The sequence below is a fragment of the Bacillus sp. NH11B genome (genome assembly GCF_001884205.1).
Taxonomy (GTDB): Bacteria; Bacillota; Bacilli; order Bacillales; family Bacillaceae_G; genus Bacillus_A; species Bacillus_A proteolyticus.
On the sequence record NZ_MAOG01000020.1, the window covers coordinates 85,945 to 110,628 of the forward strand.

Annotated in this window: 25 protein-coding genes and 2 pseudogenes; 8 read left to right on the forward strand and 19 right to left on the reverse strand. The window is 34.5% G+C overall.

Going from position 1 to position 24,684, the window contains the following annotated elements; genetic code table 11:
* Window positions 1-19: 19 nt before the first annotated feature.
* The 4 genes from lepB to BAU27_RS05750 all read right to left on the reverse strand — a co-directional run bounded on the left by lepB (window position 20) and on the right by BAU27_RS05750 (window position 2,991).
* Window positions 20-583 carry a signal peptidase I gene (gene lepB / locus BAU27_RS05730; protein ID WP_071770340.1) on the reverse strand — a complete coding sequence of 188 codons (564 nt, stop codon included), beginning with the start codon at window positions 581-583 and terminating at the stop codon, window positions 20-22.
* 56 nt (window positions 584-639) lie between these two features.
* The gene (locus tag BAU27_RS05735; RefSeq protein ID WP_071744601.1) at window positions 640-1,233 is read right to left on the reverse strand and encodes a TVP38/TMEM64 family protein; all 594 of its coding nucleotides are present in this window, start codon (window positions 1,231-1,233) and stop codon (window positions 640-642) included.
* A gap of 335 nt (window positions 1,234-1,568) precedes the next feature.
* Window positions 1,569-2,165: a DUF4306 domain-containing protein gene (locus tag BAU27_RS05745; protein ID WP_071770341.1), complete on the reverse strand. Its 597-nt coding sequence runs from the start codon at window positions 2,163-2,165 to the stop codon at window positions 1,569-1,571.
* Between the two features lie 244 nt (window positions 2,166-2,409).
* Window positions 2,410-2,991: a competence protein ComK gene (locus BAU27_RS05750; protein WP_071744598.1), complete on the reverse strand. Its 582-nt coding sequence runs from the start codon at window positions 2,989-2,991 to the stop codon at window positions 2,410-2,412.
* 282 nt (window positions 2,992-3,273) lie between these two features.
* Here BAU27_RS05750 and BAU27_RS05755 point away from each other — a divergent pair, with 282 nt between their 5' ends.
* Window positions 3,274-3,459, forward strand: coding sequence for a hypothetical protein (locus BAU27_RS05755; protein ID WP_071770342.1), 186 nt, complete (start codon window positions 3,274-3,276; stop codon window positions 3,457-3,459).
* Window positions 3,460-3,488: 29 nt separating this feature from the next.
* Here BAU27_RS05755 and BAU27_RS33505 read toward each other — a convergent pair whose 3' ends face one another.
* Both BAU27_RS33505 and cspA read right to left on the reverse strand, forming a co-directional pair.
* Window positions 3,489-3,611 carry a hypothetical protein gene (locus tag BAU27_RS33505; protein WP_412676973.1) on the reverse strand — a complete coding sequence of 41 codons (123 nt, stop codon included), beginning with the start codon at window positions 3,609-3,611 and terminating at the stop codon, window positions 3,489-3,491.
* 226 nt (window positions 3,612-3,837) lie between these two features.
* Complete coding sequence (cspA, locus tag BAU27_RS05765) at window positions 3,838-4,041, reverse strand: RNA chaperone/antiterminator CspA (protein ID WP_000218989.1); 204 nt, start codon at window positions 4,039-4,041, stop codon at window positions 3,838-3,840.
* 279 nt (window positions 4,042-4,320) lie between these two features.
* On the opposite strand from cspA, the pseudogene BAU27_RS05770 reads away from it, so the two are divergent.
* Window positions 4,321-4,815 (forward strand): annotated as a pseudogene (locus tag BAU27_RS05770) (DUF6584 family protein).
* Window positions 4,816-4,854: 39 nt separating this feature from the next.
* On the opposite strand, the gene aceA reads toward BAU27_RS05770, so the two are convergent.
* The 10 genes and pseudogenes from aceA to BAU27_RS05820 form a co-directional block, all read right to left on the reverse strand.
* Window positions 4,855-6,132 carry an isocitrate lyase gene (gene aceA / locus BAU27_RS05775; RefSeq protein WP_071744595.1) on the reverse strand — a complete coding sequence of 426 codons (1,278 nt, stop codon included), beginning with the start codon at window positions 6,130-6,132 and terminating at the stop codon, window positions 4,855-4,857.
* A 25-nt stretch (window positions 6,133-6,157) separates the two neighbouring features.
* A complete protein-coding gene (gene aceB, locus BAU27_RS05780) occupies window positions 6,158-7,747 on the reverse strand; it encodes a malate synthase A (RefSeq protein ID WP_071770343.1) in 1,590 nt (529 codons plus the stop codon).
* Window positions 7,748-7,933: 186 nt separating this feature from the next.
* Window positions 7,934-8,599 carry an S-layer homology domain-containing protein gene (locus tag BAU27_RS05785; protein ID WP_071744593.1) on the reverse strand — a complete coding sequence of 222 codons (666 nt, stop codon included), beginning with the start codon at window positions 8,597-8,599 and terminating at the stop codon, window positions 7,934-7,936.
* A 323-nt stretch (window positions 8,600-8,922) separates the two neighbouring features.
* A complete protein-coding gene (locus tag BAU27_RS05790; RefSeq protein ID WP_071744592.1) occupies window positions 8,923-9,573 on the reverse strand; it encodes an S-layer homology domain-containing protein in 651 nt (216 codons plus the stop codon).
* Between the two features lie 386 nt (window positions 9,574-9,959).
* On the reverse strand, window positions 9,960-10,631 hold the full coding sequence (locus BAU27_RS05795; RefSeq protein ID WP_071770344.1) for an S-layer homology domain-containing protein: 672 nt from the start codon (window positions 10,629-10,631) through the stop codon (window positions 9,960-9,962).
* An 82-nt stretch (window positions 10,632-10,713) separates the two neighbouring features.
* On the reverse strand, window positions 10,714-11,610 hold the full coding sequence (locus BAU27_RS05800; protein WP_071744591.1) for a DMT family transporter: 897 nt from the start codon (window positions 11,608-11,610) through the stop codon (window positions 10,714-10,716).
* Window positions 11,611-11,706: 96 nt separating this feature from the next.
* Window positions 11,707-12,972 carry a M48 family metallopeptidase gene (locus BAU27_RS05805; RefSeq protein WP_071744590.1) on the reverse strand — a complete coding sequence of 422 codons (1,266 nt, stop codon included), beginning with the start codon at window positions 12,970-12,972 and terminating at the stop codon, window positions 11,707-11,709.
* A gap of 219 nt (window positions 12,973-13,191) precedes the next feature.
* The gene (locus BAU27_RS05810; RefSeq protein ID WP_001006056.1) at window positions 13,192-13,491 is read right to left on the reverse strand and encodes a hypothetical protein; all 300 of its coding nucleotides are present in this window, start codon (window positions 13,489-13,491) and stop codon (window positions 13,192-13,194) included.
* Window positions 13,488-13,687, reverse strand: a pseudogene (locus BAU27_RS32725) (hypothetical protein); the annotation flags it as partial. The gene BAU27_RS05810 and the pseudogene BAU27_RS32725, both read right to left, overlap by 4 nt.
* Before the next feature lie 90 nt (window positions 13,688-13,777).
* Window positions 13,778-14,626: a CPBP family intramembrane glutamic endopeptidase gene (locus BAU27_RS05820; protein WP_071770345.1), complete on the reverse strand. Its 849-nt coding sequence runs from the start codon at window positions 14,624-14,626 to the stop codon at window positions 13,778-13,780.
* A gap of 139 nt (window positions 14,627-14,765) precedes the next feature.
* On the opposite strand from BAU27_RS05820, the gene BAU27_RS05825 reads away from it, so the two are divergent.
* Window positions 14,766-15,467: a response regulator transcription factor gene (locus tag BAU27_RS05825; RefSeq protein WP_071744587.1), complete on the forward strand. Its 702-nt coding sequence runs from the start codon at window positions 14,766-14,768 to the stop codon at window positions 15,465-15,467.
* Between the two features lie 9 nt (window positions 15,468-15,476).
* On the forward strand, window positions 15,477-17,219 hold the full coding sequence (locus BAU27_RS05830) for an ATP-binding response regulator (RefSeq protein ID WP_071744586.1): 1,743 nt from the start codon (window positions 15,477-15,479) through the stop codon (window positions 17,217-17,219).
* Window positions 17,220-17,440: 221 nt separating this feature from the next.
* On the opposite strand, the gene BAU27_RS05835 is transcribed toward BAU27_RS05830, so the two are convergent.
* Window positions 17,441-18,343, reverse strand: coding sequence for an AraC family transcriptional regulator (locus BAU27_RS05835; RefSeq protein WP_071744585.1), 903 nt, complete (start codon window positions 18,341-18,343; stop codon window positions 17,441-17,443).
* Between the two features lie 118 nt (window positions 18,344-18,461).
* On the opposite strand from BAU27_RS05835, the gene BAU27_RS05840 reads away from it, so the two are divergent.
* Together BAU27_RS05840 and BAU27_RS05845 are read left to right on the forward strand one after the other, a co-directional pair.
* The gene (locus tag BAU27_RS05840; RefSeq protein WP_139254606.1) at window positions 18,462-18,965 is read left to right on the forward strand and encodes an RNA polymerase sigma factor; all 504 of its coding nucleotides are present in this window, start codon (window positions 18,462-18,464) and stop codon (window positions 18,963-18,965) included.
* Between the two features lie 5 nt (window positions 18,966-18,970).
* Window positions 18,971-20,095: an anti-sigma factor gene (locus BAU27_RS05845; RefSeq protein WP_071770347.1), complete on the forward strand. Its 1,125-nt coding sequence runs from the start codon at window positions 18,971-18,973 to the stop codon at window positions 20,093-20,095.
* Between the two features lie 42 nt (window positions 20,096-20,137).
* Here the strand turns inward: BAU27_RS05845 and BAU27_RS05850 are convergent, their stop codons facing one another.
* Window positions 20,138-21,115: an HD domain-containing protein gene (locus tag BAU27_RS05850; RefSeq protein ID WP_071770348.1), complete on the reverse strand. Its 978-nt coding sequence runs from the start codon at window positions 21,113-21,115 to the stop codon at window positions 20,138-20,140.
* Window positions 21,116-21,383: 268 nt separating this feature from the next.
* Entirely contained in the window at window positions 21,384-22,490 is a 1,107-nt protein-coding gene (locus tag BAU27_RS05855; protein ID WP_071770349.1) for a metallophosphoesterase, read from the reverse strand.
* Window positions 22,491-22,837: 347 nt separating this feature from the next.
* On the opposite strand from BAU27_RS05855, the gene BAU27_RS05860 reads away from it, so the two are divergent.
* Both BAU27_RS05860 and BAU27_RS05865 read left to right on the forward strand, forming a co-directional pair.
* The gene (locus BAU27_RS05860; RefSeq protein WP_071770350.1) at window positions 22,838-23,719 is read left to right on the forward strand and encodes a D-alanyl-D-alanine carboxypeptidase family protein; all 882 of its coding nucleotides are present in this window, start codon (window positions 22,838-22,840) and stop codon (window positions 23,717-23,719) included.
* Between the two features lie 88 nt (window positions 23,720-23,807).
* Window positions 23,808-24,515 carry a M15 family metallopeptidase gene (locus BAU27_RS05865; RefSeq protein ID WP_071770351.1) on the forward strand — a complete coding sequence of 236 codons (708 nt, stop codon included), beginning with the start codon at window positions 23,808-23,810 and terminating at the stop codon, window positions 24,513-24,515.
* Window positions 24,516-24,684: the final 169 nt, after the last annotated feature.

The following is a 24,684-nucleotide window of genomic DNA, read 5'->3' on the forward strand; positions in this document are numbered from 1 at the left end:
CGTACTTCAAATAATTATATCAACCTTTTGAAAAATTCGTTTGCACCTCTCGAATCGGCCAATATCGCAGGTCAACTTTACCGACAACTGTATCAGCTTTTACAAAACCGAAATGCCTACTATCCCAGCTACCGAGGCGGTTGTCACCAACTACAAAAATAGACCCGGGTGGTACAAACTTTTCTTTCGTTAATTCTTCTAATTTAAAATCACCTGTTAGTTGTCGTCCATTTATCTCTTTCTTATACGCCTCTAAATAAGGTTCATCCACAAATTGTCCGTTTATATATAGTTTATCATGCTTATATTCAATATGATCCCCAGGTAAACCGATAATTCGCTTTACGTAGTCCTCTTTTTTATTCGCATGAAAAACGACGACATCAAACCTGTTCAAGTCCCCTACTTGATAACTCACCTTATTTACAACGAGCATATTGCCATCTTGCAATGTCGGCATCATTGACTTCCCCTCTACAACGTACGTTGAAAAGAAAAACGTTCGAAAAAATACAGCTAATAGTACACCAATTAAAATTGTTCTTATCCACTCTAGCCCTTCTTTTTTCAAAGTTTTCTTCATTCGCTTCTCCCCTCGCCCTTTAATAATGAAGCTTATCTTTACAAAGAAGACTTTTCCTAATGTAGTTCTAACTTTACTTCAATTTTCTTACCGACATACCATAAAATAAAAATACCAACACCAACAATAACCGATTTTACCGGTTTATGAATAAACGACATTAAATCATGACCGATATACGTTAAAATAAAGATCATAACAAGCTTTCCGAATGCTAACGCTAGTCCAAATTGTTTTACGCTAATGCGAGACAAACCAGCTACAACGTTTATAAGCGCAGATGGTGTGAAAGGAAAACAGAATATGACGAAGATTGGCGCAAACCCTTTTCTTTCAATCCATCCCATCGCCTTTCGCACTCTCTCATGTTTATTTACAAAAGAAAAGAAACGCGTCCTTCCAAAGCTACGAATGATGAAAAATACAAGCATTGCACCAATTACTGATCCAAGCCAAGAATAAAGAAAACCGAACCAAAAACCAAATGCAACAGCATTCGCCAGTACAAACACAATGAGAGGCAATGCTGGAATAAGCGCCTCTATCATCGGTAAACCAATACCAAGAAGCGGCCCGAACGCTTTATAACTTTCAACAATGTGATCCATATTTTCTGGTGAAAAATATTCTTTGATTGTCTGAAAATCCATTCTACACTTTACCCCTTTACTCTAATTACTACCTCTACTGTATCATCGCTTATATGAAAGAGGAAATGGTAGATATGACATATGGAGATGTAATTATTAAGTTTCCATATCTCCCTCTAGAATTCCTTCATTATTATGCTATGATAATCTTTCAATATTCGACAAGACATGAGAATAATTTGGACACCACGCACAGATTATAAAAAAGAAGAAACTACAGAAAGTGTCAATCTATAGTTTCAAAAAAATCCCCTTACTACGCGTAAGGTTATTTCTACCTGTATGGAAATAAGTAATGGCAAATAATTGGTGTACCTTCAAACAATTACCCTTTTCTAATGACTAGTTCTTATAAGAAACTTTTTTAGTAAGCGTATACTATCAATCACGACAAGTATTAATAAATATAAGAAAGATAGTATTAATACTGTACTCGGAATAGGTAACCTTCGAAATTTGTATAAAAACTTATCAATCGTATATATATCTTGCTCATCAGTTATCGTACTAGGAGTGAATATAAGGTAATCTTTCCAATTATCTATCCAAGTTAAACTAACTGCGGAAAATTGTATTATTCCTAACCACAAGTAAATAAAAATTGGTATAAGAATCATATATTGCAAACTATGTAATATCTTTCTTTTCTTCTTACATTCAATAATTTGAAAGACAATAAGTGTCAGTACGTACACGATCGATAGCAGAAATACTATGGTGACAACTGGCTGAATTGAAAAAGAAAATAGTAATTTATCAATTTCACTAATTTGACTATATTCTGTTGCATTTTGAGGCGTAAAAATAAAATGTTGTTTATCAGCACCTATCATTAACTGACTACCAACGAAACCAGTAAACATAAAGGTAAGAAATAATATAGGCAAAACAAGAATATATTGCGCCCAAAATAACATAGTCCTTTTCAACATACCATCTCCTTTTTTTATACAATAAGGTAAGAAATATCATGTATGCCGCAAATGTTAAATTATGCATATTAACATCGCGATAAATATATGTAGTAAAATTACCCTTATATTGTAATTTTACACTTTCTCAAGCTATTAAAGAACAAAAAATCCGCAAATTTTTCTCGTTTTATTTATGAATCTTACAGCGTAACGGTATATATAATGAAATCAAAAAAGGATGAGTCCCCCCATCCTTTTCCTCTCACACTTCGCCTTCCCTCACAAAATACACTTTCTCATAGGCTGGCGTTAATTTAGATTCTTCACTTTTATCAATCTCTTTAAAAGAAGGATTTCCTTGTTTTTTCTTCCGGTCTTCATACTCTGTCCGTAATTTTGCTGTACGATTTTGCTGATTTTCAAAGCTGCTTTTGGATATTTCTAATTTGACAGCGAAACCATTTATAAATCTAATAATAAGATTTCCATCTTTTAATTCTTTATTATTTTCAATATGAAAATGAGACAACCACGCACACTCTTTTCGAGAATAAGAATACGTAGGGAAAAAATAAAGTTGATCTGTCGGGCTAATTGCGATAGGAGCTTTATGTGTAATACTAGTTAACTCCTTAGTTCCTTCTTTTCTTCCAAAAAAACTAGAACCATGTTTCCGGCAACTTCTCTCTATAATATCGAGAGGTTTTTGAAATACGAAAAAAGAATCTTCCATTTCAACAATTCGCGTAACCACTTTCTTTTCTCCTAGAACAACAGGAAGTAAGGCCATCGTATTTTTACTTACAACATAATTTTCAACATAACGTTCTACTTTACTTTCCATATTCTACTATCTCCTTTTTCTATTTATAGTAGCAGCTGCATGTACAATTTTAGCACCTATGAAAAGGAAACGCTTTACAGATTTCCCTTTTTTACAATACTTTATCATTTATCAAACATTTATTAAATTTAAAAGTAATTATATAGCAATGAAATGATTTTAACCTGTACAAAAAATATTTATACTATCTATAAATATTTATAATCGCTTCCTCTTTTCACATCATTACAACAATCAACTTTGCTATAATTAAAATATAAATCCAATATATGGAGGGCTATTATGGAAGAAAAAGAGATCCAACCAACGATTCATATAAAAAATACCAACATTGTGATTGTGAAAAACTCAGCTAGTATTATATTCGCTTTATTTTTCATTCTACTGTTCTTTGCAAAGCCTTTTCGTAAATCAAAATGCCTAGAATGCAAGAAACGAGCAAAGAAAAAAGTTGGAAAAGAAGAGTAAAAGGCCTTCCTTTTTTTTGGGAAAGCCTTTTACTCTTCTTCATATTCATATTTTCTTCCGAGATTTTCTGTATCTCTTTCAATTTGTAATGTGATTGTATATCGTTCTTCATCTAAAACATGAGAATAAGATTTTTTCAAATCAATTAACATCACTTTATCCCGCATTAACACCCGATTGGTGAGGACTAATAATCAGTGGGGGATGAACCCCCACTGATTAAAGTTCCATTTTATCATTTTCATAAGTTTCCGCGTACGCCTTTATCTCTTCAATCGTACTTTTTAGGCAGTCTTTATAACTAATATAATATCATATATCTCAACAACAAAAAAAGGATGGCATAAGCCATCCTTTTTTCCATAATGAACTATAAAATTATAGTTTGATTACGTTTTTAGCTTGAGGTCCACGGTTGCCTTCTTCGATTTCGAAGCTAACTTTTTGACCTTCTTCTAAAGATTTGAAACCTTCAGTTTCGATTGCAGAGAAATGTACGAATACATCGTTTTCGCCTGGAACTTCGATGAAACCGAAGCCTTTTTCGTTGTTAAACCATTTTACTTGTCCTGTAACTGTCATAATTATTTCCTCCTAAGAAAATACATTTTATTATTTAGTCTTCATGTATAAAAAAAGAATCCACACATTATCAAATTCGAAACATAAACTAGTTCTCACATACTTTTCCCCGTTTGTTTTCGGCACTTGATAATATATGGATTGCTTAATTTAATTATTCAACTGGTATTATCATAGCATACTTAAAATAGAATGTACAATCCTTTTTAATAATAAAATTTCTAAATTTTATTATTTCTTATAAAATATAAACACACCTATTCTAATAAGGAGGTGTATATGGCAGAAATAATACCTGAAAAAACATTAAAGAGAATTGAAAAAGATCTTAAAAATAACAACCTTGGAAAAGCAAGAGATAGATTACACGGATTAATCGCTACTTATCCGAATGAATTAGAACTTAGAAAAAAACTCGGTGATATTTACTTTACATTATAATACCCAGAAATGGCTGGACGGTATTGGTATCTTGAAAAAGAAAAAACAGATGTTATGCACGCGGCATGTCTACAATTTGAAAAATCGATGGGAAACGACCCTTATCATATTGTACGTGCTTTAAAATTCAAAGGAGATTGTAACATTATTACAGGACTACACACCGAATGTCCCGTACAGCCATTGCAGAAAAAAGTGATAGAGGAACTAATTGATGATTATGAAGAAACATGGAAAGACAAACTATTTACATGGGGCTGTCTAGCATTATTCGCATTCCTTCTTTTTACTGCTATTATTGGTATATTTACTATATTAAATTGGATATTTTAAGTAAAAGTAGGTACCTATAACAGGCACCTACTTCTATCTTTATTTCGTAAACTGTTCTTCTTCTGTGGATCCTTTTAGAGCAGTCGTTGATGAAGTACCGCCCGTAATCACTTGTGCTACTTCATCAAAGTATCCTGTTCCTACTTCGCGTTGATGGCGCGTTGCAGAGTAACCAAATTTTTCTGCTGCGAACTCTGCTTGTTGTAATTCAGAGTACGCAGCCATGCCGCGCTCTTTGTAACCACGCGCTAATTCAAACATGCCGTAATTTAATGAATGGAATCCAGCAAGCGTTACGAACTGGAATTTATAACCGTACGATGCAATTTCTTTTTGGAAGCTTGCAATCGTTTTTTCATCTAATTTTTGTTTCCAGTTAAATGAAGGCGAACAATTGTAAGCGAGTAGCTTCCCTGGATATTTCTTATGAATTGCGTCTGCAAAGCGTTTTGCATCTTCTAAACTTGGCTCCGACGTTTCACACCAAACGAGATCTGCATACGGCGCATACGCTAAACCACGTGCAATTGCTTGATCAAGACCTGCTTTCGTACGATAAAACCCTTCTGGTGTTCTTTCACCTGTAATAAACTCTTGATCAACTGGATCGATATCGCTCGTAATTAAATCTGCCGCATCTGCATCTGTTCTTGCGACGATTATTGTTGGTACACCCATTACATCCGCAGCAAGACGTGCCGAAATTAAATTACGCACCGCTGTTTGCGTCGGTAATAACACTTTTCCGCCTAAATGCCCGCATTTTTTCTCTGAAGATAATTGGTCTTCGAAGTGCACACCAGATGCACCAGCCTCAATCATCCCTTTCATTAGCTCAAATACGTTTAACTGTCCACCAAAGCCAGCTTCAGCATCCGCCACAATTGGGACGAAATAATCCGTATCACCATTTCCTTCCATGTGCTGAATTTGATCAGCACGTTGAAGTGTTTGGTTAATTCGCTTTACAACAGCTGGTACACTGTTCGCTGGGTATAAGCTTTGATCAGGATACATATGTCCAGAAAGATTCGCATCTGCCGCTACTTGCCAACCGCTTAAATAAATTGCTTTTAATCCAGCCTTCACTTGTTGCATCGCTTGGTTTCCTGTTAATGCGCCAAGTGCATTAATATAATCTTCTGTATGAAGTGATTTCCAAAGCTTCTCTGCACCGCAGCGCGCCAACGTATGTTCAATATCAATCGATCCGCGCAGACGAATTACATCTTCAGCAGAGTATGGACGTGTGATCCCTTTCCAGCGTGTATCTAACTCCCAGCTTTCTTGCAATTTATCAATTCTTTCGTTTTTCATATGTTCCATCCCCTTTTCTTGTTTCTTATAAAATTTCATAACCCGGTAATGTTAAAAACGGCACGAACTCATTATTACGAACAAGGTTTGTAAACAGTTTTGTAGCTTCTTCAAATCTCCCCTTCTTAAATGCTTCCTTACCAATCTCTCTTTCTATTTTTGCTAGTTCTTCTTCTTTCAATTCTTCCATCAATTTAAAAGTAATATTACGGCCATCACTTAGCTTTCCACCCTCATGGCGAATCCACTGCCATACTTGTGCTCTTGATATTTCCGCTGTTGCCGCATCTTCCATTAAGTTATAAATTGGAGCTGCTCCTCTCCCGCTTAACCAAGATGCAATATATTGAATACCGACGTTAATATTCGTGCGAAGACCACTTTCTGTAATCGTTCCCATCGGTACTTCTAATAAATCCTTTTCTGTTACACTTATTTCTTCACGCTTTCTAAAAATTTGATTTGGCGTTTTCATTATGTGATTAAATACTTCCATTGCAACCGGTACAAGTCCCGGGTGGGCAACCCAAGTCCCGTCATGTCCATCTAAAGCTTCGCGCTCCTTATCAGCACGCACTTTCTCAAAAGCCGCCTCATTTGCTTCTGGATCATTCTTAATTGGGATTTGCGCTGCCATCCCTCCGATTGCTGGCGCATTACGGCGATGACACGTTTGAATAACTTTCAAAGAATACGCGCGCATAAACGGCGCTGTCATCGTGACTTGCGCTCTATCTGGAAGTAAAAATTCATTATGATTTCGGAAACTCTTTAAGAAACTAAATATATAATCCCATCGCCCGCAGTTTAAACCAGCAGAATGATCTCTTAGTTCATACAAAATTTCATCCATTTCAAATGAAGCGTGAATCGTTTCTATTAATACAGTCGCTTTAATCGTTCCTTTCGGAATACCGATATACTTTTGAGCGAATACGAAAACGTCATTCCATAATCTTGCCTCTAAGTAACTTTCCATTTTCGGTAAGTAAAAGTATGGGCCACTTCCTTTTGCTAAAAGCGTCTTAGCATTATGGAAAAAGAACAAACCAAAATCTACTAAGCTGCCAGACATGTTCTTGCCGTCAACTTGCATATGTTTTTCCTCTAAATGCCACCCTCTCGGACGCACGATTAAGACAGCCGTTTTACTATTTAACCGATATTCTTTTCCGTTCTCATTTTTATGTGAGATCGTTCCCTTACTCGCATCTCGCAAGTTAATTTGGCCTTCAACAGCATTTCTCCAAGTTGGTGCATTCGAATCTTCAAAGTCTGCCATAAAAAGATGTGCTCCTGAATTTAAAGCGTTAATGACCATCTTTCTATCTACTGGTCCAGTAATCTCCACACGACGATCCTCTAAATCTTTCGGAAGCTCAGCGATTGTCCAATCACCTTCACGTATATGCTTTGTTTCTTCTAAAAACGTAGGAAACTCCCCTGCATCAATTCTTTTTTGTTTCTCCACACGCTTTTGTAAAAGTTCTGTGCGGCGTTCGTTGAAATTCCCATGTAGTTCCTTTAAAAAGCTAAGCGCCTCAGGTGTCAATATTTCGTTGTACGCTGGTAACATTTCTCCGGGCAATGTAACCCGTGAAGTTTGCGTCGACATATTAGCATCCCCTTCTTAAACTGTTTTATAACAGATTTGATTTTATGTTTTATATTATATAACAAATCTTCAGAAAAGGAAGTTTTTTTTGAAAATTTAATTGTTTTTTATGAAACTATATTCTTTTACCATCGTTACACACAAAAAAAGAGTCAGTGTTATATAACACTGACTCTTTTTTATTATTTATTCAAAAATTGTTTTAAATAAGAACTGCGCATATTGTTCACGTGTTACTTTCATGTTTGGAGCAAAGTTTCCAGTTCCATCTCCTACAGAAATACCATTTGAACCTACTGCATTAATCGCATTGTATGCCCAATGTCCTTTCGGTACATCTTTAAATCCTTGTGTTCCTTTTACTTCTAACTCATATGCTACTGTAAGTACTTGAGCCATTTCTGCACGTGTTAGTGTATCTTTCGGTCTAAAGTTTCCAGTTCCATCACCGTTAAAGATACCTACCTCTGTTAATACTAAAATTTCTTCTAAGAACATTGTTGATTTTTCATTAATATCTTTGTATGGATTCTCAAGGATATCGCCTTCCTCGAATACTTCACTGAAATCGATAGTACGATAAATTAAAGCAGCTACTTGTTCACGAGTTATGTTATGACCAAAACCGAACACGCCATTTCCATAACCAAGCATAATTTCTTCTTGTGCTAAAGTTTGAATTGCTTCGTAAGACCAATGTCCTGCTGGTACATCCTTAAAGATAGCCTGACTTGCTTGTTGTGGCTTAGGCTTAGCAGCTACTTCAGCATTCACTGTAGCGCCTTCAGCACTAAATGCAATTCCACCCATAATTGTTAAAGCTGTTGCTACTTTTAAAATTTTTTTCTTCACTTTGTTCTCTCCCTAAAAACGTATTTTTTTCTAATATAAAGAATTCATAGAAAAGTAACAATACACTTATCCATATAAGTTTTGTCTAATTTATGAACTCTATTTCATATACTTATTTTTATACTTAGTGAACAATAAAGTTACTAAATCATATTTTTTCGATATAAAAAGTAACTAAAATTAACCTGTTTTTTCCATATGATACTATTCACTAAACTATGAACATCATAATAAATATACAAAATAATCCATTTAAAACAAGAAAAAAGCGCGTTATCTTCGCGCTTTTTTCTTAAAATATACTATATCAATATAATTTAACGTCATTCATTTTTTAAATGAAAGTTAATAATAGCTTTATATAAAAATGTTGCATATTGCTCACGTGTTACAACTTTATTCGGTTCAAACTTTCCATTTCCTGTCCCTACTATGACATTATTTGATTGCAGAGCACTAATTGAATTTTTTGCCCAGTAATTATTCGGTACATCTGCAAATGTATGCTGTTGCTTCACTTCAAATGAAAATGCCTGTGTAAGAACTTGCGCTACTTCTGCACGTGTAATTATTTCCCTAGGTCTAAAGTTCCCCTTCTCATCACCTTTAAAAATACCGCGTTCTGTTAATGCTAAAATTTCATTTGGAAACATTGTTGATCTTTCAGAAATATCATTATACGGATTTTTTAACGGTCCTTCATGTTCTATATTAAGTGCGCGATATAGTACTGCCGCCACTTGTTCACGTGTTACGTTATCACCTACACCAAACTTTCCATTTCCATAACCTAGCATAATTTTATTATATGCCGCATCTAGAATGTAATCATATGCCCAATGGTTTACTGGGACATCGTCAAATACAATCATTTCAGGATATTCTTCTGCTTTTATGTTAGGAACATTTGCACTTACCAACAATCCACCCATAATAGTCGCTGCGGCCATTATACGTAACATTTTTTTCTTCATTGTCCTCTCTCCTTCATTTCCACTTTATTAAAAATGGAACATAATAGACTAAATTCTTTTTTCATATTACATATGCTGTATTTACAAGCCTTATGTAATATATTGCATTTTTAACATCTATTATTTTGAAGATTACTAGGTGAGCCAATTCGCTCTCAATTCCAATTGGTATTCTGAATTGTATACAAATCATTTGAAGAAATATTCCCATCTTTACGCTCTAGTTCCTCTGTTTGATTTTCAAAAGGATAGACAAAAGCTTTTGAAAAGATGTTATATATACAATATTCTACTATCTACTAATCAAGTCCTTCACTTATAAAAATTTCACTTTATAGACAAAAAAAGCACAAATATAATCTACTTGTACTTTTTTACACTCTTATTTATTCCATTTTCCCTGGTGAATTATCGATTGCCTTTTTTAAGAATTTCGCAAATTGCCCACGTGTTACAAGCATTTCAGGTTCAAACTTCCCATCGCCTGTTCCTACTACAACGTTATTAGATTGTAGCCCACTAATCGCATCTCTCGCCCAATAATCTTCTGATACGTCTGTAAATGTATGAGGTTGTTTAGCTTTCAGATTATATGCTTTCACCAAAATTTGCGCTAGTTCCGCACGAGTTAACGTATCTTTTGGACGGAAGTTCTGATTTTCGTCTCCTTTAAAAATACCGAGCTTTGTTAACTGTAAAATTTCATAAGGAAACATTGTTGATTTCCCGTCAATATCTCCATATGGATTTTCAATATGTACATTTCGCTTCAAATCTAGTGCGCGATACAGTACTGCCGCTGCTTGTTCGCGTGTTACATTATCTTCTACACCAAATTTCCCATTTCCGTAGCCATACATAATTCGGTGATGCACTAGTTCAACAATTTCATCATATGCCCAGTGATCCTTTGATAAATCATCAAAATCTATAATAATATTAGGACCAGATTTTTGATTCACGCCAGTATTTGCAGAAGCACCATTTGCACTTACAAATATTCCGCCCATTAACGTTAATGATGTAGCTACTTTTAATAACTTCTTCATTTTAGTCATCCACCTTTTTCTTTATTCACCTCTTTTTCGATTATATTGAATACTCAAAATCTTTACAATATTATTTAATTATTGGAATAAATCACGCTTCTGAGCATACTTGCACTCTTTCATCTCGCGGCTTCCGAAAAGTAAACGCCATCCCTACAAATATTAGGACAATCCCTACAATTTGCATACTAGTCGGTCTGAATCCAGTAAAGACTGTATCTAATACAATTGCAACACCAGGATCTAGAAACACTAATACAGAAATTAGTCTCGTCGGTAAATCTCTTAAACTGTCAAAAAACAAATAGTACACAAACCCTGTATGTATAAGTCCTGTCGCTGTAATCATGATCCAATTCGTTTGTGTTAATCCTTGAAATGCTCCGAAATCTATAAATGGTAATAGTAAAAATATACCTAAAAATGTTTGTAAAAATGTCATCGCATACGCACTCGTATGCTTAATTCCTTTTCCGAGCAACGTTGTAAATGCATAAAATAAAGCTGCAAGAAGTGCCCACACCATTCCAGATGACATTAATTTCTCAAGCGACACATTGCCATCTACTCCAGCTATTAAAACTGTACCGATAAAACAAATAATGATGGATATAATAGAAAATACTGTAAACCTCTCTTTAAATACAATACTACCAATTATTAATACGATGATCGGTGCAAGATGATATACAGAAATTGCAATTGTAATCGACATAACTTCAAACGCTTTAAATAAAAACACCCAGTTAAAAACAAGAAATACACCACAAGCTAATATTTGCATGGTTTCTTTTTTGTTCCATTTCTCACTTTTGTACTGCCCCGTTACGAACCAACATAATGCTAAAAATATAGTCGCACAAATACAACGAACGAATACTAATTCAAAAGACGGTAAACCTGTCTGGACAGAAAAAAATCCAATCGATCCGAAAATAGACATCGAAAGAATCATTTTTATAGCCGGCATTGATTTTGAATGAAACAAAATATTAACCTCCTAAACATTTCACTGAATATTCCATATATTATACACTATAATTTTCCAAAATTCGAATACTCCACAATAAAAAGAAGCAGTATACTACTGCTTCTTCTGTTTTTCATATTGTTCAAACGTATGAATTCTTTCGAAAATTGGTGGATGTGTGTATAAGAAAAATTTCACTAACGCAGGCGGATTTACTTGGCTTAAACTTGTTTTTGATAAGTATTGAAAAGTTCTCACACCTGAATTTCCATCTTTCGTCATATTTAAAGCGTATTGATCTGCCGCTCGTTCTTCTATACGAGAAACGTAGTTTGTTGCTGGTTGTGATGCAAAGGATAGTACAGAAGAAATTAAGAAAAATAAAGGTAAAATCGAGAAACATGCCATTTTTGAAACTTTCAGCGTATCTCCCCATTTTCGAATACACATATTTAAAATACGACTAATTAAATACATACCTATAAACGATAGCAAGACATAGCTCGCAACGCCCCAATATATATGTTTCATTACGTAATGTCCCATTTCATGAGCCATTATAAATAAAATCTCTTTATCTTTTAATTGCTTAAGCGTCGTATCCCACATTACGATACGCGAGTTAAGGCCTATTCCTGTTACATATGCATTTAACGAATTCGTTTTTTCCGACATATTTACTTCATATACGTGTTTAGCTGGAATATCAGCTTTATCTGCCATCGCTAAAATTTTCGTTTCTAATTCTTTATTTTTCAGCGTCGAGAAGTCGTTATAAAGTGGATCAATAATAACAGGTTGCACGAACGTTAAGAAAATTGTAAACGGTACAGAGAGCGCCCACCCTGCTAGCCACCATCTCTTCGGGAATTTACGGATAAGCCATAAAAGAACAGTAACAATGAGTAACATCGTCGCATAATTAACCCAAAAATCGATAACGTGATCTTTTATCCAGCTTTGTGTACTTTGCGTGGAAATACCGTAAGCAACCGACACTTTACGCCCAATCCATTGCATCGGCAGGGCAAGGACTGTTGTCAGTAATGATAAATAAAAGAAATAAATCGCAACTTGTAAGACATTTATTTTTGTCGTTTCCTTCGACCATTTCTCAAACTTTTTTGAAATACCGAGCACAAGTACAAACAATAAAATAATCCATTCAAGAGGCGTCGCTAAAAAGTACAGTAAGTTTTTCACGCGCGAATAATCTTGGCTTAGCGTAAGCTCCCTCGCATTCATAAAAGTCTCTGGATCCGCACTCGTTCCTTTATACATGTCTGGAATGAGTTCATGATTCCATCCAAATAAATACCAATATATAAGTAACGCAAACCCAACGTACAAAAAAAGCGACCACCCAATAACTTTCCTCACGCTATTCCCTCCTCTATGCTGCCTGTCTATTATTATTGTAAGTTCGGACTTTCAAAATTAGAACAAGCTAATTGTGAGAATTGTTCTAGCTCGTTCAATTTATATAAAAAAACTCTTCTATTACAAGAAGAGTTTTCCCTATTTTTAAATATTTTCTTTGTCTCATAATCTATGTATAAGAAATGTACTTACAAACTAGCGTCGTTATAATAATCCGCCTTAAGGAAGCACATCTATTAATAAACTAAAATCTTGCAAAGAAAAAGAACTATATTTCATAATACCTTGTACAGTTAAAAGTAAAATAAGACCCATCACACACATATAATTAATACTTTCTTCATGCTTTTTCTCAGCAACTACTCCGCCCGTAATGCATAAAATCCCTAATAAATGGAGCGCTAAATACATAAAAAAGTAAGCTTCCTCCCAGCGAAGAACAACATTTACTGTCGTAATTAATACTAAACTCAGTACAATCAAATAAAAAAACTTATTTGACGATATTGTTTCATTCATATAATTTTATACATCCCTTTCAAATTACGAATTAATGATGATTTAGTTTTCATAAAATAAAAGTCCCCACTACTTTCTCAAACATTTTATGAGCCCTAACATAATTTTCTTCGTTCTTTACATACTGTCTGAAGATACGCCTCATCATTTCTTCCACAATAAAGCTAACTATTATTAATGTCCCTAACACGATAAGATGAAATCATTATTGATGGAGAAGTACTTACGTCTAATAGAAGTGGAATCTATCATTTCCTTCAATATTTTCTCAAACATCTTCTCTACCTTACTTATCCCCCACTATGCTCGAAAAGCTCTTTTCCTTCTCCGCATATATAACAGGCACTTCTTTACTCCAATATTTGCGATTCACAAATAAAAAGATGAGTACTAAGTTTAATCCTGCCATAAAAATAATTAATCCTGGAAAGAATGTCGTATAGTTCGAAAAATCGGCAAAACTCATTATCTTTTCTCTGCTTACTAAAAAAGATGAACTAAGCACAAACGCATTGTTTAACATATGAATGGCAATTGGCATGAGTAAGCTTTTCGTACGAATATATACAATTGATATTACGATGCTAAACACAACTGCACCAAGGAAATCAACATGTAAGCATGCAAATAAAAGTGCTACAACGACCACCGCTATACTAGTACCCCATTTTGCTGCAAAACGCTGTAGTAAAAATCCTCGAAAAACAAACTCTCCGACAATAGGCGCGATAAATACGACCATAATAAATTGATATACATATCCCCCGGTACTATCTATAATCGGTTCATGCAAGGCATTCATTATAAAATCTGGTGTAATCCACGCGAAGCTGTACATGTACAAAATAAGATAGCCGTAACTAAACATACATAGCATAATTGCGATATACAAAACTTGCACTAGATTAAATGTTTCGTTTCTATTAATAAATGATGAAAATGAAACACGATGCTTTCTATATCCGTAAAACAGCCATACTATTGGAAGGATATAAAATATAAGAATGTTTATAAAAGATGAATTCTGTATATGAAATGTATTTTCTAGCACTTCATTACTACTTCGTGCTATTAAAATTAATAATGCAAATACAATTAAAAAATATCTAGCTCGCATCGTTTGAAACGGATTCACATTCATCTCCTCCCCATGTTACTTTTATCATATCATTTGAATCTTAATTTTTTGTGAAAGAAAACCTTAAAATTTCCTTAAAAATTCCATAAGTTACAAAAAGATGATATGATATTCGAGGAAATTAGGAGGGATTCATATGTATCACGCAAATATTTTACTCGTTGATGATGAAACAGCAATTTTACAATTACTAACTACCATTCTTAAAAAAGAAGGTTTTTCTCATATTACAACTGCAACCTCTGCGGAACTAGCCTTATCTCTCACCCAGCAAAACAATTACGATTTAATCATTTTAGATGTGATGCTTCCTGGACAGTCTGGTTTTGACATTTGTCCGATCATTCGCCAAAAAACGGATTGCCCCATCTTCTTTCTAACAGCGAAAACTTCTGATTTAGATAAAGTATCTGGATTTTCATACGGTGCCGATGATTATATTACGAAGCCATTTAATCCACTTGAAGTAGTCGCTCGTATGAAAGCACAACTTCGAAGACATATGAAGCAAAGCGTACAAGAACAAAAAACGCACTCCATTTCATTTGGGAGATTTGAAATTGATCAACATTCTGCGGAACTAACAGTAGATGGAAACGTTGTCGAATGTTCCGCTCAACTCTTTCAATTACTACTCTTCTTTTGTGAGAATCCGAACTACGTATTTTCGAAAGAAGAATTATACGAAAAAGTTTGGGGAGCACCTGCCTATAATGGAGATGATAATACTGTTATGGTTCACATTCGAAAACTACGTGAAAAAATTGAACATGATCCAAGTAAACCAGAATACATAAAAACAGTTCGTGGACTTGGCTATAAGTTCATTACAAAGTAGGTTAAAGATATGAATTTTAATAAGAGACTTATAATCCAGTTTATTTTACAACACGTTTTCGTCTTAGTTACGTTACTTATCGCAGTAGTTGCTTCTTTTTCTTATTTAATTTTTCTTCTTAATAGTACTTTATATGAACCTAATATTTCTGATTATGATACCTTTACAATCTCCGAATATATTTCTTCTGAAGACAATAAAATTACTTTAAAATCTGAGGTAAAAGATTTAATAAAAGAAAAGAGTGATTGGCTTCAAATTGTAGATGAAGATGGAAAGGTCCTTTACAACTTTAATACGCCTAACGATGTTCCTACCTCTTACACAAAGACATCCTTACTTACGTATTTACAGAATAGCAGCAACAGTATTTATAAATTTAACTATTGGGAGATTAAATTAGAAAAGAAACCAGCGATCGTTATTTACGGTGCCAAACTAAAAAGTAATACTTTACTAAAAACGATACAACAAGGACATCCTTCTTTATCATTAAATGAATTTGCACTAACTGAACAAGAAAAACAATTAATTTCTAAAGAAAAAGCAACACTACAAATATTTAATAACAATGGAGAAGAAGTTTTTTCCTATCCAACTGGGAAGAAAAAAACATTTTCAGCCATAAAAACGGCTCTTAATGAAAAAGAACCGTGGAATTATAAAGAAAATACATCTAGTTTTTACGATTCAAATAGCGGTCATCTCGTCGTTGTATCCGCCCCAAACGCTCATTATTATCCAGATGATGAATTAGATGATGTATTTACCAAGAAACTTCTAATCGGATGCAGCTTAATCCTCCTTATTGTGTTTGTTTATTTAGTCATTCTTTCAATTTGGTATGGAAATAAGTTTGGAAAGCCTTTATTACATACGATGCGCTGGCTTAAAAACATAGCCGGAGGAAAATATGAAGAACCTGTTAGTAAAAAAGGCAAACCTGTTCGGTTCCGGCGCTCCGGTAAAGAAAAATGGTCATTCCGTATATTTAAAGATGTTACAAACTCACTAGAGCACCTTTCTATTACTTTGAAAAAGAACGATGCAATGAGAAAAGTACTGCAACAAACACGTGAAGAGTGGATTACCGGCCTGACGCATGATCTAAAAACACCGCTTAGCTCTATATACGGCTATGCATTATTACTAGAATCGAAGCAATATAATTGGACTGATCAAGACATTCAACAATTTGGCCATGTAATGAAAGAAAAATCTCAATATATGACTACATTAATTGACGACTTAAGCTTAACATATCAATTAAAAAATGATACTCTTCCTGCGCAACACGTAAATGTTGAAATTAATCAGTTCGTCCAAAGAGTATTATTACAATTTATTAATAACCCAACACTACAAAATCAAAATATTGAATTTGTGCCAAGTTCAAGCAAAATCCAATATTTTATTGAAGAAAAATGGTTCCAGCGTATTATCGAAAACCTACTCGCAAACGCTGTAAAACATAATAATGAAACGACAAACGTAATCGTAAAACTTTCGCAAAATGCTAACTTCTTTACACTATCTATTTCAGATGATGGAAAAGGTATGGACGATAAAACGAAAGAACTTCTATTCGAGCGGTACTACAGAGGAACGAATACAGAAGAAAGCAACATCGGAACTGGACTTGGCCTCGCCATTACAAAACAGCTCGTTCATGCTCATAACGGAACGATCTCCATTGATAGTGAACTTGAAAAAGGAACGACGATTATACTTATGTTTCCGTTTAGTTCATAGGAAAGACGCTGTAGGGCGTCTTTTTTTTGAGGAATTTTTTTCGGTGAATGAAATTATGAAGTGGTTTTTCGTATTAGTTCTACGGTACATGAATTTATATCGGCGCAACTCAAATTATATCAGCGATTTTCAAGATATATCGATTTACCGACAAAAATCGTCAAATGTGGCAACCTATATGATAAAAAAGCGAACCACTGAGTGGTTCACTTTTCCTCTTATTATTTCTTCTTCACTGGTATCCAAAGCTCAACTTGAGCAAACTCACTTTTATCTGCATGGGAACGCTCATCGTATAGCTCAAATTCTGTAACTCCGCAATGCTCATATCCTGAGTGCGGGAACCATTCTGAGAATACTGCATTCCATGTTTGATGAATAGACGATACCATTTCTTCATGAGGAACTTTCGGCGTTGTAAATACTGCATATGTCGCAGCTGGGAATGTACGCTTTGCAACTGCATTTGGTACATTTTCAAAGTCTGTAACTTCCATTCCGATAATATAAGTGAAGTCCCCTGTCTCTAAATTAAAATCAGTACATAATCCAAGTTCTACCCATTGGCTCGTATCTTTACGATTCGGAATCGTCGTTCCAAGATCTTTTTGTAAATATTCTTGCCAAAATGCTGGAATGTCTTGATGATTTTTTCCTTCTTTACTTGTCGTCTTCAGTTCATAACCCGCCACTAAAAATTCTGGTTTATTTACAATACGATATTCCATTTGTATGCCTCCTAAATACGGATTTAATTTTCTTTGCTTTACATTCACTCTGTAATACATCGGTGTTTCGATTTCTTGTTTTCGATATTCACTTGGTGTCATTTGAAATAATTTTTTAAAGGCTCTCGTGAACGTTTCGTGAGATTGAAAGCCATGCTCAAATGCGATATCAATAACTTTTTCATCCGTATGAGAAAGTTGATAAGCTGCCCGGGCTAACCTCCTCTTTCGAACATACTCCATTACTGTATCACCTACTAACGCCTGAAATACACGATGAAAATGCGACTCAGAAAAACCTGCAATACGCGCCAAATTACGCAGCGTTTGTTTTTCCATTACATCTTCCTCAATATAATCAATTGACCTTTGAACTTGTGTTTCATAGCTTTCCATCTCTGTTCACCCGCCTTATATGTATTATGATAAAAGAGAATCATATCTGATTCTTGACGTTTTTTACTATAATTCTAAAAACAAATGTAACTTTTTTATATGTATTTCGTTGTTATGTATGAAGGGAGGGAAATTAGTGAAACGCAAACAATCATTAGAAGAGATTTACTCAGAGCATATGCAAGATTTATTTCGCTATCTTCTCTCCCTAACCGGAGATTCTCACTACGCGGAAGATCTTATGCAAGAAACGTTTTACCGAATACTAGTCCACATTGATTATTATAAAGGCGAAGAAATTAGGCCGTGGTTGTTTACGATTGCCTACAACGCCTTTATCGATTGGTATCGAAAAGAAAAAAAATATAAAACAACGACAGTTGAAGAATTCCATTTACCAAACGTGCCAAGTACAGAACATGCATATTTTGTAAAAAATGAGATTGCTAGTTGGTTAGATAGTTTATCCTCACTTCCGCTCGAAAGACGAAATATGCTACTACTACGAGATTACTACGGATTCACCTATAAGGAAATAGCAGAAATGACCGGTCTCTCATTAGCGAAAGTGAAAATTGAATTACACCGCGGACGAAAAGAAGCAAGAAGCATAAAGGAGTGATACAGATGGGTTGTGCAGAGTTTAAAAAACTTTGGGAGAAATATGAAAAAGGTACGCTCACACGTGATGAGCAAGAACAGTTAGAAAGTCATATAGAAACTTGTGCAGAATGTGAAGCTCATTTAGATGAATTGCTTACGAAGAGTGAACCCGTAAAGAAAAAATTACCTCCAAAAGAACTTAAAGTTCCTTTTTGGAGAATTAAGTGGAAACATCGTTTACAGATGTTTGGTTTTATACTAGCAATTTGTATCGTTATATATATGATTGGCGGGGTATTGTCTGCCTTTTATTTTCAAGCTAATAATGATAAAAAGCTAAAAGAAATAAGAGATGTTCCCTCTCTTGCACTTGAAGCAACTATCCCAAATAGCCGCGTCATGGGGGGCGGAACAAGTGTAGAAGCTTTCTTTCGAACAAACAGCCAATTTGATTTAGTCAAAACGATTGGTAAAAAAGAAATGCCACTCGGTACAATGGAAACGAGCAGCTTTTTATCTTCTTTAAATATCACAAATAAATCTTGGGTGAATATGCACTATCAACCGAACATCCACTTTGTTCATCCAAAAATAAAACAAGGTGATTATTTGAAAGAAGCATCTAAAAAGGTTTGGGATACACTTGCAAAGGTACATGAGGGAACCGTTGCAGAAGTAGCAATTTCTTTTGATAAATCCTACACTTTACAAGAGTTAGAACCACTTTTATATAGTGTATTTGAAGCACAAGAACTCCCTCCAACTCCTGTATGGTACGCTTTAGATACGGGGCAAGAAAGAATAAACGAAGAAGATTTCATCCTATCCGGGAGCGACTTTATAGGATTTCCAGAACATATAGGATTCCTTGATGATGAAACAGAAAATCTGAAAACGCAAGAGGATAAAGTTATTGAAATGATGCGCATTCTTTCTACACATGAAAAAACTGTAAATAAAGTTGCTATGCTTCTTGAGAATCAGCTGAACTTAGATAAACGTTATAAATATGTAAAGGATAACGGCGTAAAAGTATACGGCATTGTCATTACTGGGCCGTCGAAAGAGTTATTAAAATTACAAAACTCCCCGCACGTACGTTATGCGACTCTTGGAGATATTGAGGTTTGGAATTGGTTTGATAATTAATAAAAAGAAGTAACGCATTAGAAATGATGCGCTACTTCTTTTTTAATTCGCAATCACTTTCACATACATCCCTCTCACCGCTTTTTCATAAGCGATCTCACTCATCTTCCTTATGTTTTCTGACACAACAGACGATTGAATAACCTCACCTGCACGAAGTAACGGCGGATCAATAAGACGGACTTTATTTTTCTGATGTAAATTATACTCATTTCTATCTTCTTTTACTTCTATACTTGGATGAATTTTTCTTAATAAAACATGTACTTCTGGATCGTTACATAGCTGCAATTTCGATATAAGCTCATGATCTTCAAGAAGAAAGTCATCTGCATGAATAACCTTTTTATGAAGAGCTAACTTTAACGTTTTAGCTAACATATCATTTCCATAAATATTAAGTGGTTTCATAAAGAAATCGATTACTTCTTTGTAATACGTCTTCGTAAACCATTCTGCAATTTCAATATTTTGAAGAACCATTCTCCCATTAACTTCGATTAAATCATCTAAAAAATTTTGAGCTTCTTCTAAAGAAATATATCCATATGTATACATATCTCGTAATGTATAATCCACTCGGTCTGCACATAATTCTGGTGCTGATCTTTCCAGCAATGTCCACTTTGAATCATCTAATAAAATATCTTCATAGTTATAACCATGTTTTGAAAGAATCGCCGGGATTTCCGAGTTTTTCACGACAGCACTAAATATTTCTTCATGATAACTTTCATTTTCGTTATCAAAAACGTAATCGATCACATGAGAAAAAGCAGTATGCGATACATCATGCAGTAAACCAGCAATCTGTTCCTCTACTGAACCACCGAGTTTTTTTATTAACAACATAACACCAACTGAATGATCAAAGCGTGTTACATTCCACTTCTCATTTATTAAGTAGCTTGCGCCGTTTTGATGAATACCTTCTAGTCTTTGCACAGACTTACTTAAAATTAATTCTTCTAACACTTTATCTACTTTAAACTCACCGTATATGACATCTGATATGATCACCTAAAATCCCCCTTTTCAAGCAGAGTCTTCTTATAGTATCTCTTTTTCAAAGGCAAGTAAATACAATATTTCACAATAAAAACATGAATGTTCTGATTTATTTTGTATCTATATTTAAATATATATTGGTATTACATTTATTTTTGTATATATTATAAATGTCTGTTATTTGTTTTAATTCATTTACTATACTTTTATTGAGCGCTCCTTATGTGGAGCCTTTTTTATTTTTAAAAATAGAGAGCTATCAGCCCTCTATTTCATAAATCTATTCAAACGTAACCTCCACCTGCACAATCTCAGATCTACTTCCAAGTCTAAGCGGTGGTCCCCAGAATCCAAATCCAGAAGAAACAATTGCGTGGAATGCACCTTTTTGTGCATATCCCCAGTCTAGTTCGTACATTCTTCTCGTCACAATATGGTTCGGCGCCATTTGTCCGCGGTGCGTGTGACCGGATAATAATAAATCAACGCCGGCGTCCGCTGCTTGTTTTAATTCAAATGGTTGGTGATCCATTGCGATAACAGGAAGCGATTTATCTACCGTACTCATTAGATTTTCAAAGCTTTGACGATCACGCTCTGTTTTATCCCTTCTTCCGACGAGATAAAAATCATCTTCAATTGTAATGACTTCATCTAAAAGAATACGAATATCAATCTTATCCATCTCTTGTAAAAACTCAGGAACAGCTCGGCCGTAATATTCATGGTTTCCTAACACACCATATACGCCTAATGGAGCTTTCATCTGTTTCATGATTGGTCCCATATTTTTCTGAATGAACACACCTGGATGATCATCGATAATATCACCAGGCAGTAAAATAATATCGGGCTCCATTTCATTTACATGACGGACAAGTCTCTTTAAATGCGAAACACCAGACAATTTACCGAAATGCATATCAGAAGCCATCGCAATGCGTAAACTTTTACGCCCCTCTACCTTTTTCGGTATGTGCACTTCGTATTTTCTTACTACCGGACTATACGCATTAAATACTCCATACGCAAAGATAAAGATAAATGTAGCTATCACAGCCGCCCCTGTCCAAATAATTGCTGTTTCTTTCTCCACCCCAAATTGAAAAAGGAAAACTGTAATATCAGCAAGTGGCAACAACATAAGCGCATATTGTATGACCGCAAACCAAATTGAACCGACCGTTCGTAAAAATGGCAAAAACTTAAACACTTGTACGAGAATATACGCATATGAAATAAATCCAACTACGAAAGCGTAATATCCCCAAGATTCCCAGCCAAATACCGCACTGAGCCAAACCCATCCGTTCCAGCCTATGTAAAACATAAGTAGTGTGTATACAAGTAACATAGTAAATATATTGAAATAACGAAGATTCTTCACAGCCAGCCTCCTTATTAATTTCTTCTATTATAACTTGTTATGCACGTTAAACGTAAATATTAAGCACCTTGTTCATCACAGTAAAGATCTCTAATTGTTATATTTGCATCTAACAATTAGAGGTCTAAATTAATAGGATCCTTTTGTTACATTCATTTTCTACTTATGAAACCTTACAAGTTTGTCACCTTTACGTAAGGTTATTAGATAGTTTATTTACTATTGCAATGTAATAATAAAAATCAGATTCTGTTGCAATATTCCTCAGCTCTTTATGTCTTCGGAAACTTTGCAACAAATCCTGAAACATACACTTTGCTAGTAACAATGATGAAGGAGAATAGAAAATGAAAATAGCAAAGAGAAGTAGGAACATGCTTATAGTATTTATTGCTATTTTTGTGACCTTATATACTTATTTAGCTTTTACAAAAGAACCCGTTATAGAAGCTAACGCTGCTATACTAATGGATGCACAATCAGGAAAAGTTGTTTATGGTAAGAATGAAAATGTGCCCCTTGCTCCAGCAAGTATGTCAAAGATGATGACCGAGTATATTGTACTAGAAAAAATTCATAACGGTACATTAAAATGGAGCGATCCCGTCAGAATTGGTCCAAATGCTGTAAATAGTATTGGAGCTAAGATCAATATACGAGTTGGTAATCGTTTAACTGTTAGAGATTTATTTCATGCGATGGTAATATCATCAGCCAATAATGCTGCTGTTGCTTTAGCTGAGCATATTTCTAAAAGTGAAGAGAATTTTACAAAGCTTATGAATATGAAAGCAAAGCAATTAAATTTATCTAATGCGACTCATTTTGTTAATGCTACAGGACTACCAAATGCTCAAAATAAAGAGTCAAAAATGACTGTTTTAGATGTCGCAACGCTCGCGCAACATTTGTTAAAAACATATCCCGAAGTTTTAGATATAACCAAGCTAACAAACTATACATTAACGTATAATAGTTCAACTATAATAACTACAAATAAGATGCTCGATACATCTAATGATGAATTGTATTTTCAAGGAATTGATGGTTTGAAAACTGGATTTACAGATGAAGCAGGATACTGTTTTACAGGCACAGCAAAACAAGGTGAAAACAGGCTGATTTCTGTTGTTGCGGGAACTAAAGAAGATACTAAGAGATTTATAGAAACAAAAAAATTATTTTCATATGGATTTAATAAAATTAGCTCGACTTTTTTGAATTGGTAGCATTAATCTTTAAATTATGATAAATAGATAATACGAAATTATATAGAAACGTAAATTTTAAAATAGATTGCTATAAGGAGTAAATAAAATGATTAGAAAATTAATAGGCCGCTTAGTAGGGGGAGCTGTTCTTCTCTTCCTATGCATATATATTTTTTTCCCTAGTATAACTGACATCGCTAAAGGCAAGGACGATATACAAAATAATGATGGATCTGTAACTATTGGATCCCCCAATAGTGTGGATGTAGTAGTTAATAAAAATAGGAAACTTCCAAGTAATTATAGACCTGACGATTTAGTTGTACCTAAAGTTACTTTTGCATTCGATGGGATTCAAGAAAAAAGTCATTTACGAAAAGAAGCTGCTATCGCTTTGGAAAAATTATTTGCTTTAGCGAAACAAGATGGAATAGTACTACATGCTATATCCGGATTTCGTTCGGAAGAATATCAACAAACTGTTTATAGACGAAATGTAGCGAAACAAGGTCAAGTCCAAGCTGATAAAGTTTCTGCACAGCCAGGTCATAGCGAACATCAAACAGGTTTAACGATGGATGTTTCTGCGAATAGTGTCAATAATACACTAGAAACTCAATTCGCGAATACTACTGAAGGAAAATGGCTTAAAAACAATGCTCATCGTGCTGGCTTTATTATACGTTATTTAAAAGGAAAAGAGCACATTACAGGTTATTCATATGAACCATGGCATATTCGATACGTAGGTGACATTGCAACAGAAATATACGAGAAAGGTATCACCTTAGAAGAATATCACAATGAAAAATAACCCATCACCTTGTTAAAAACACCTTAGGAGGTATATGGCGAAACAATTATATACTGCACCCTACATCTCTGTACCTATAGAATTGGCAGATAATAAAAACAGTGCAGTGGAATTTATTCGTAAATTAACTCAAATAGCTTCCAAATGAATATAAAACTGAGAAGTATTG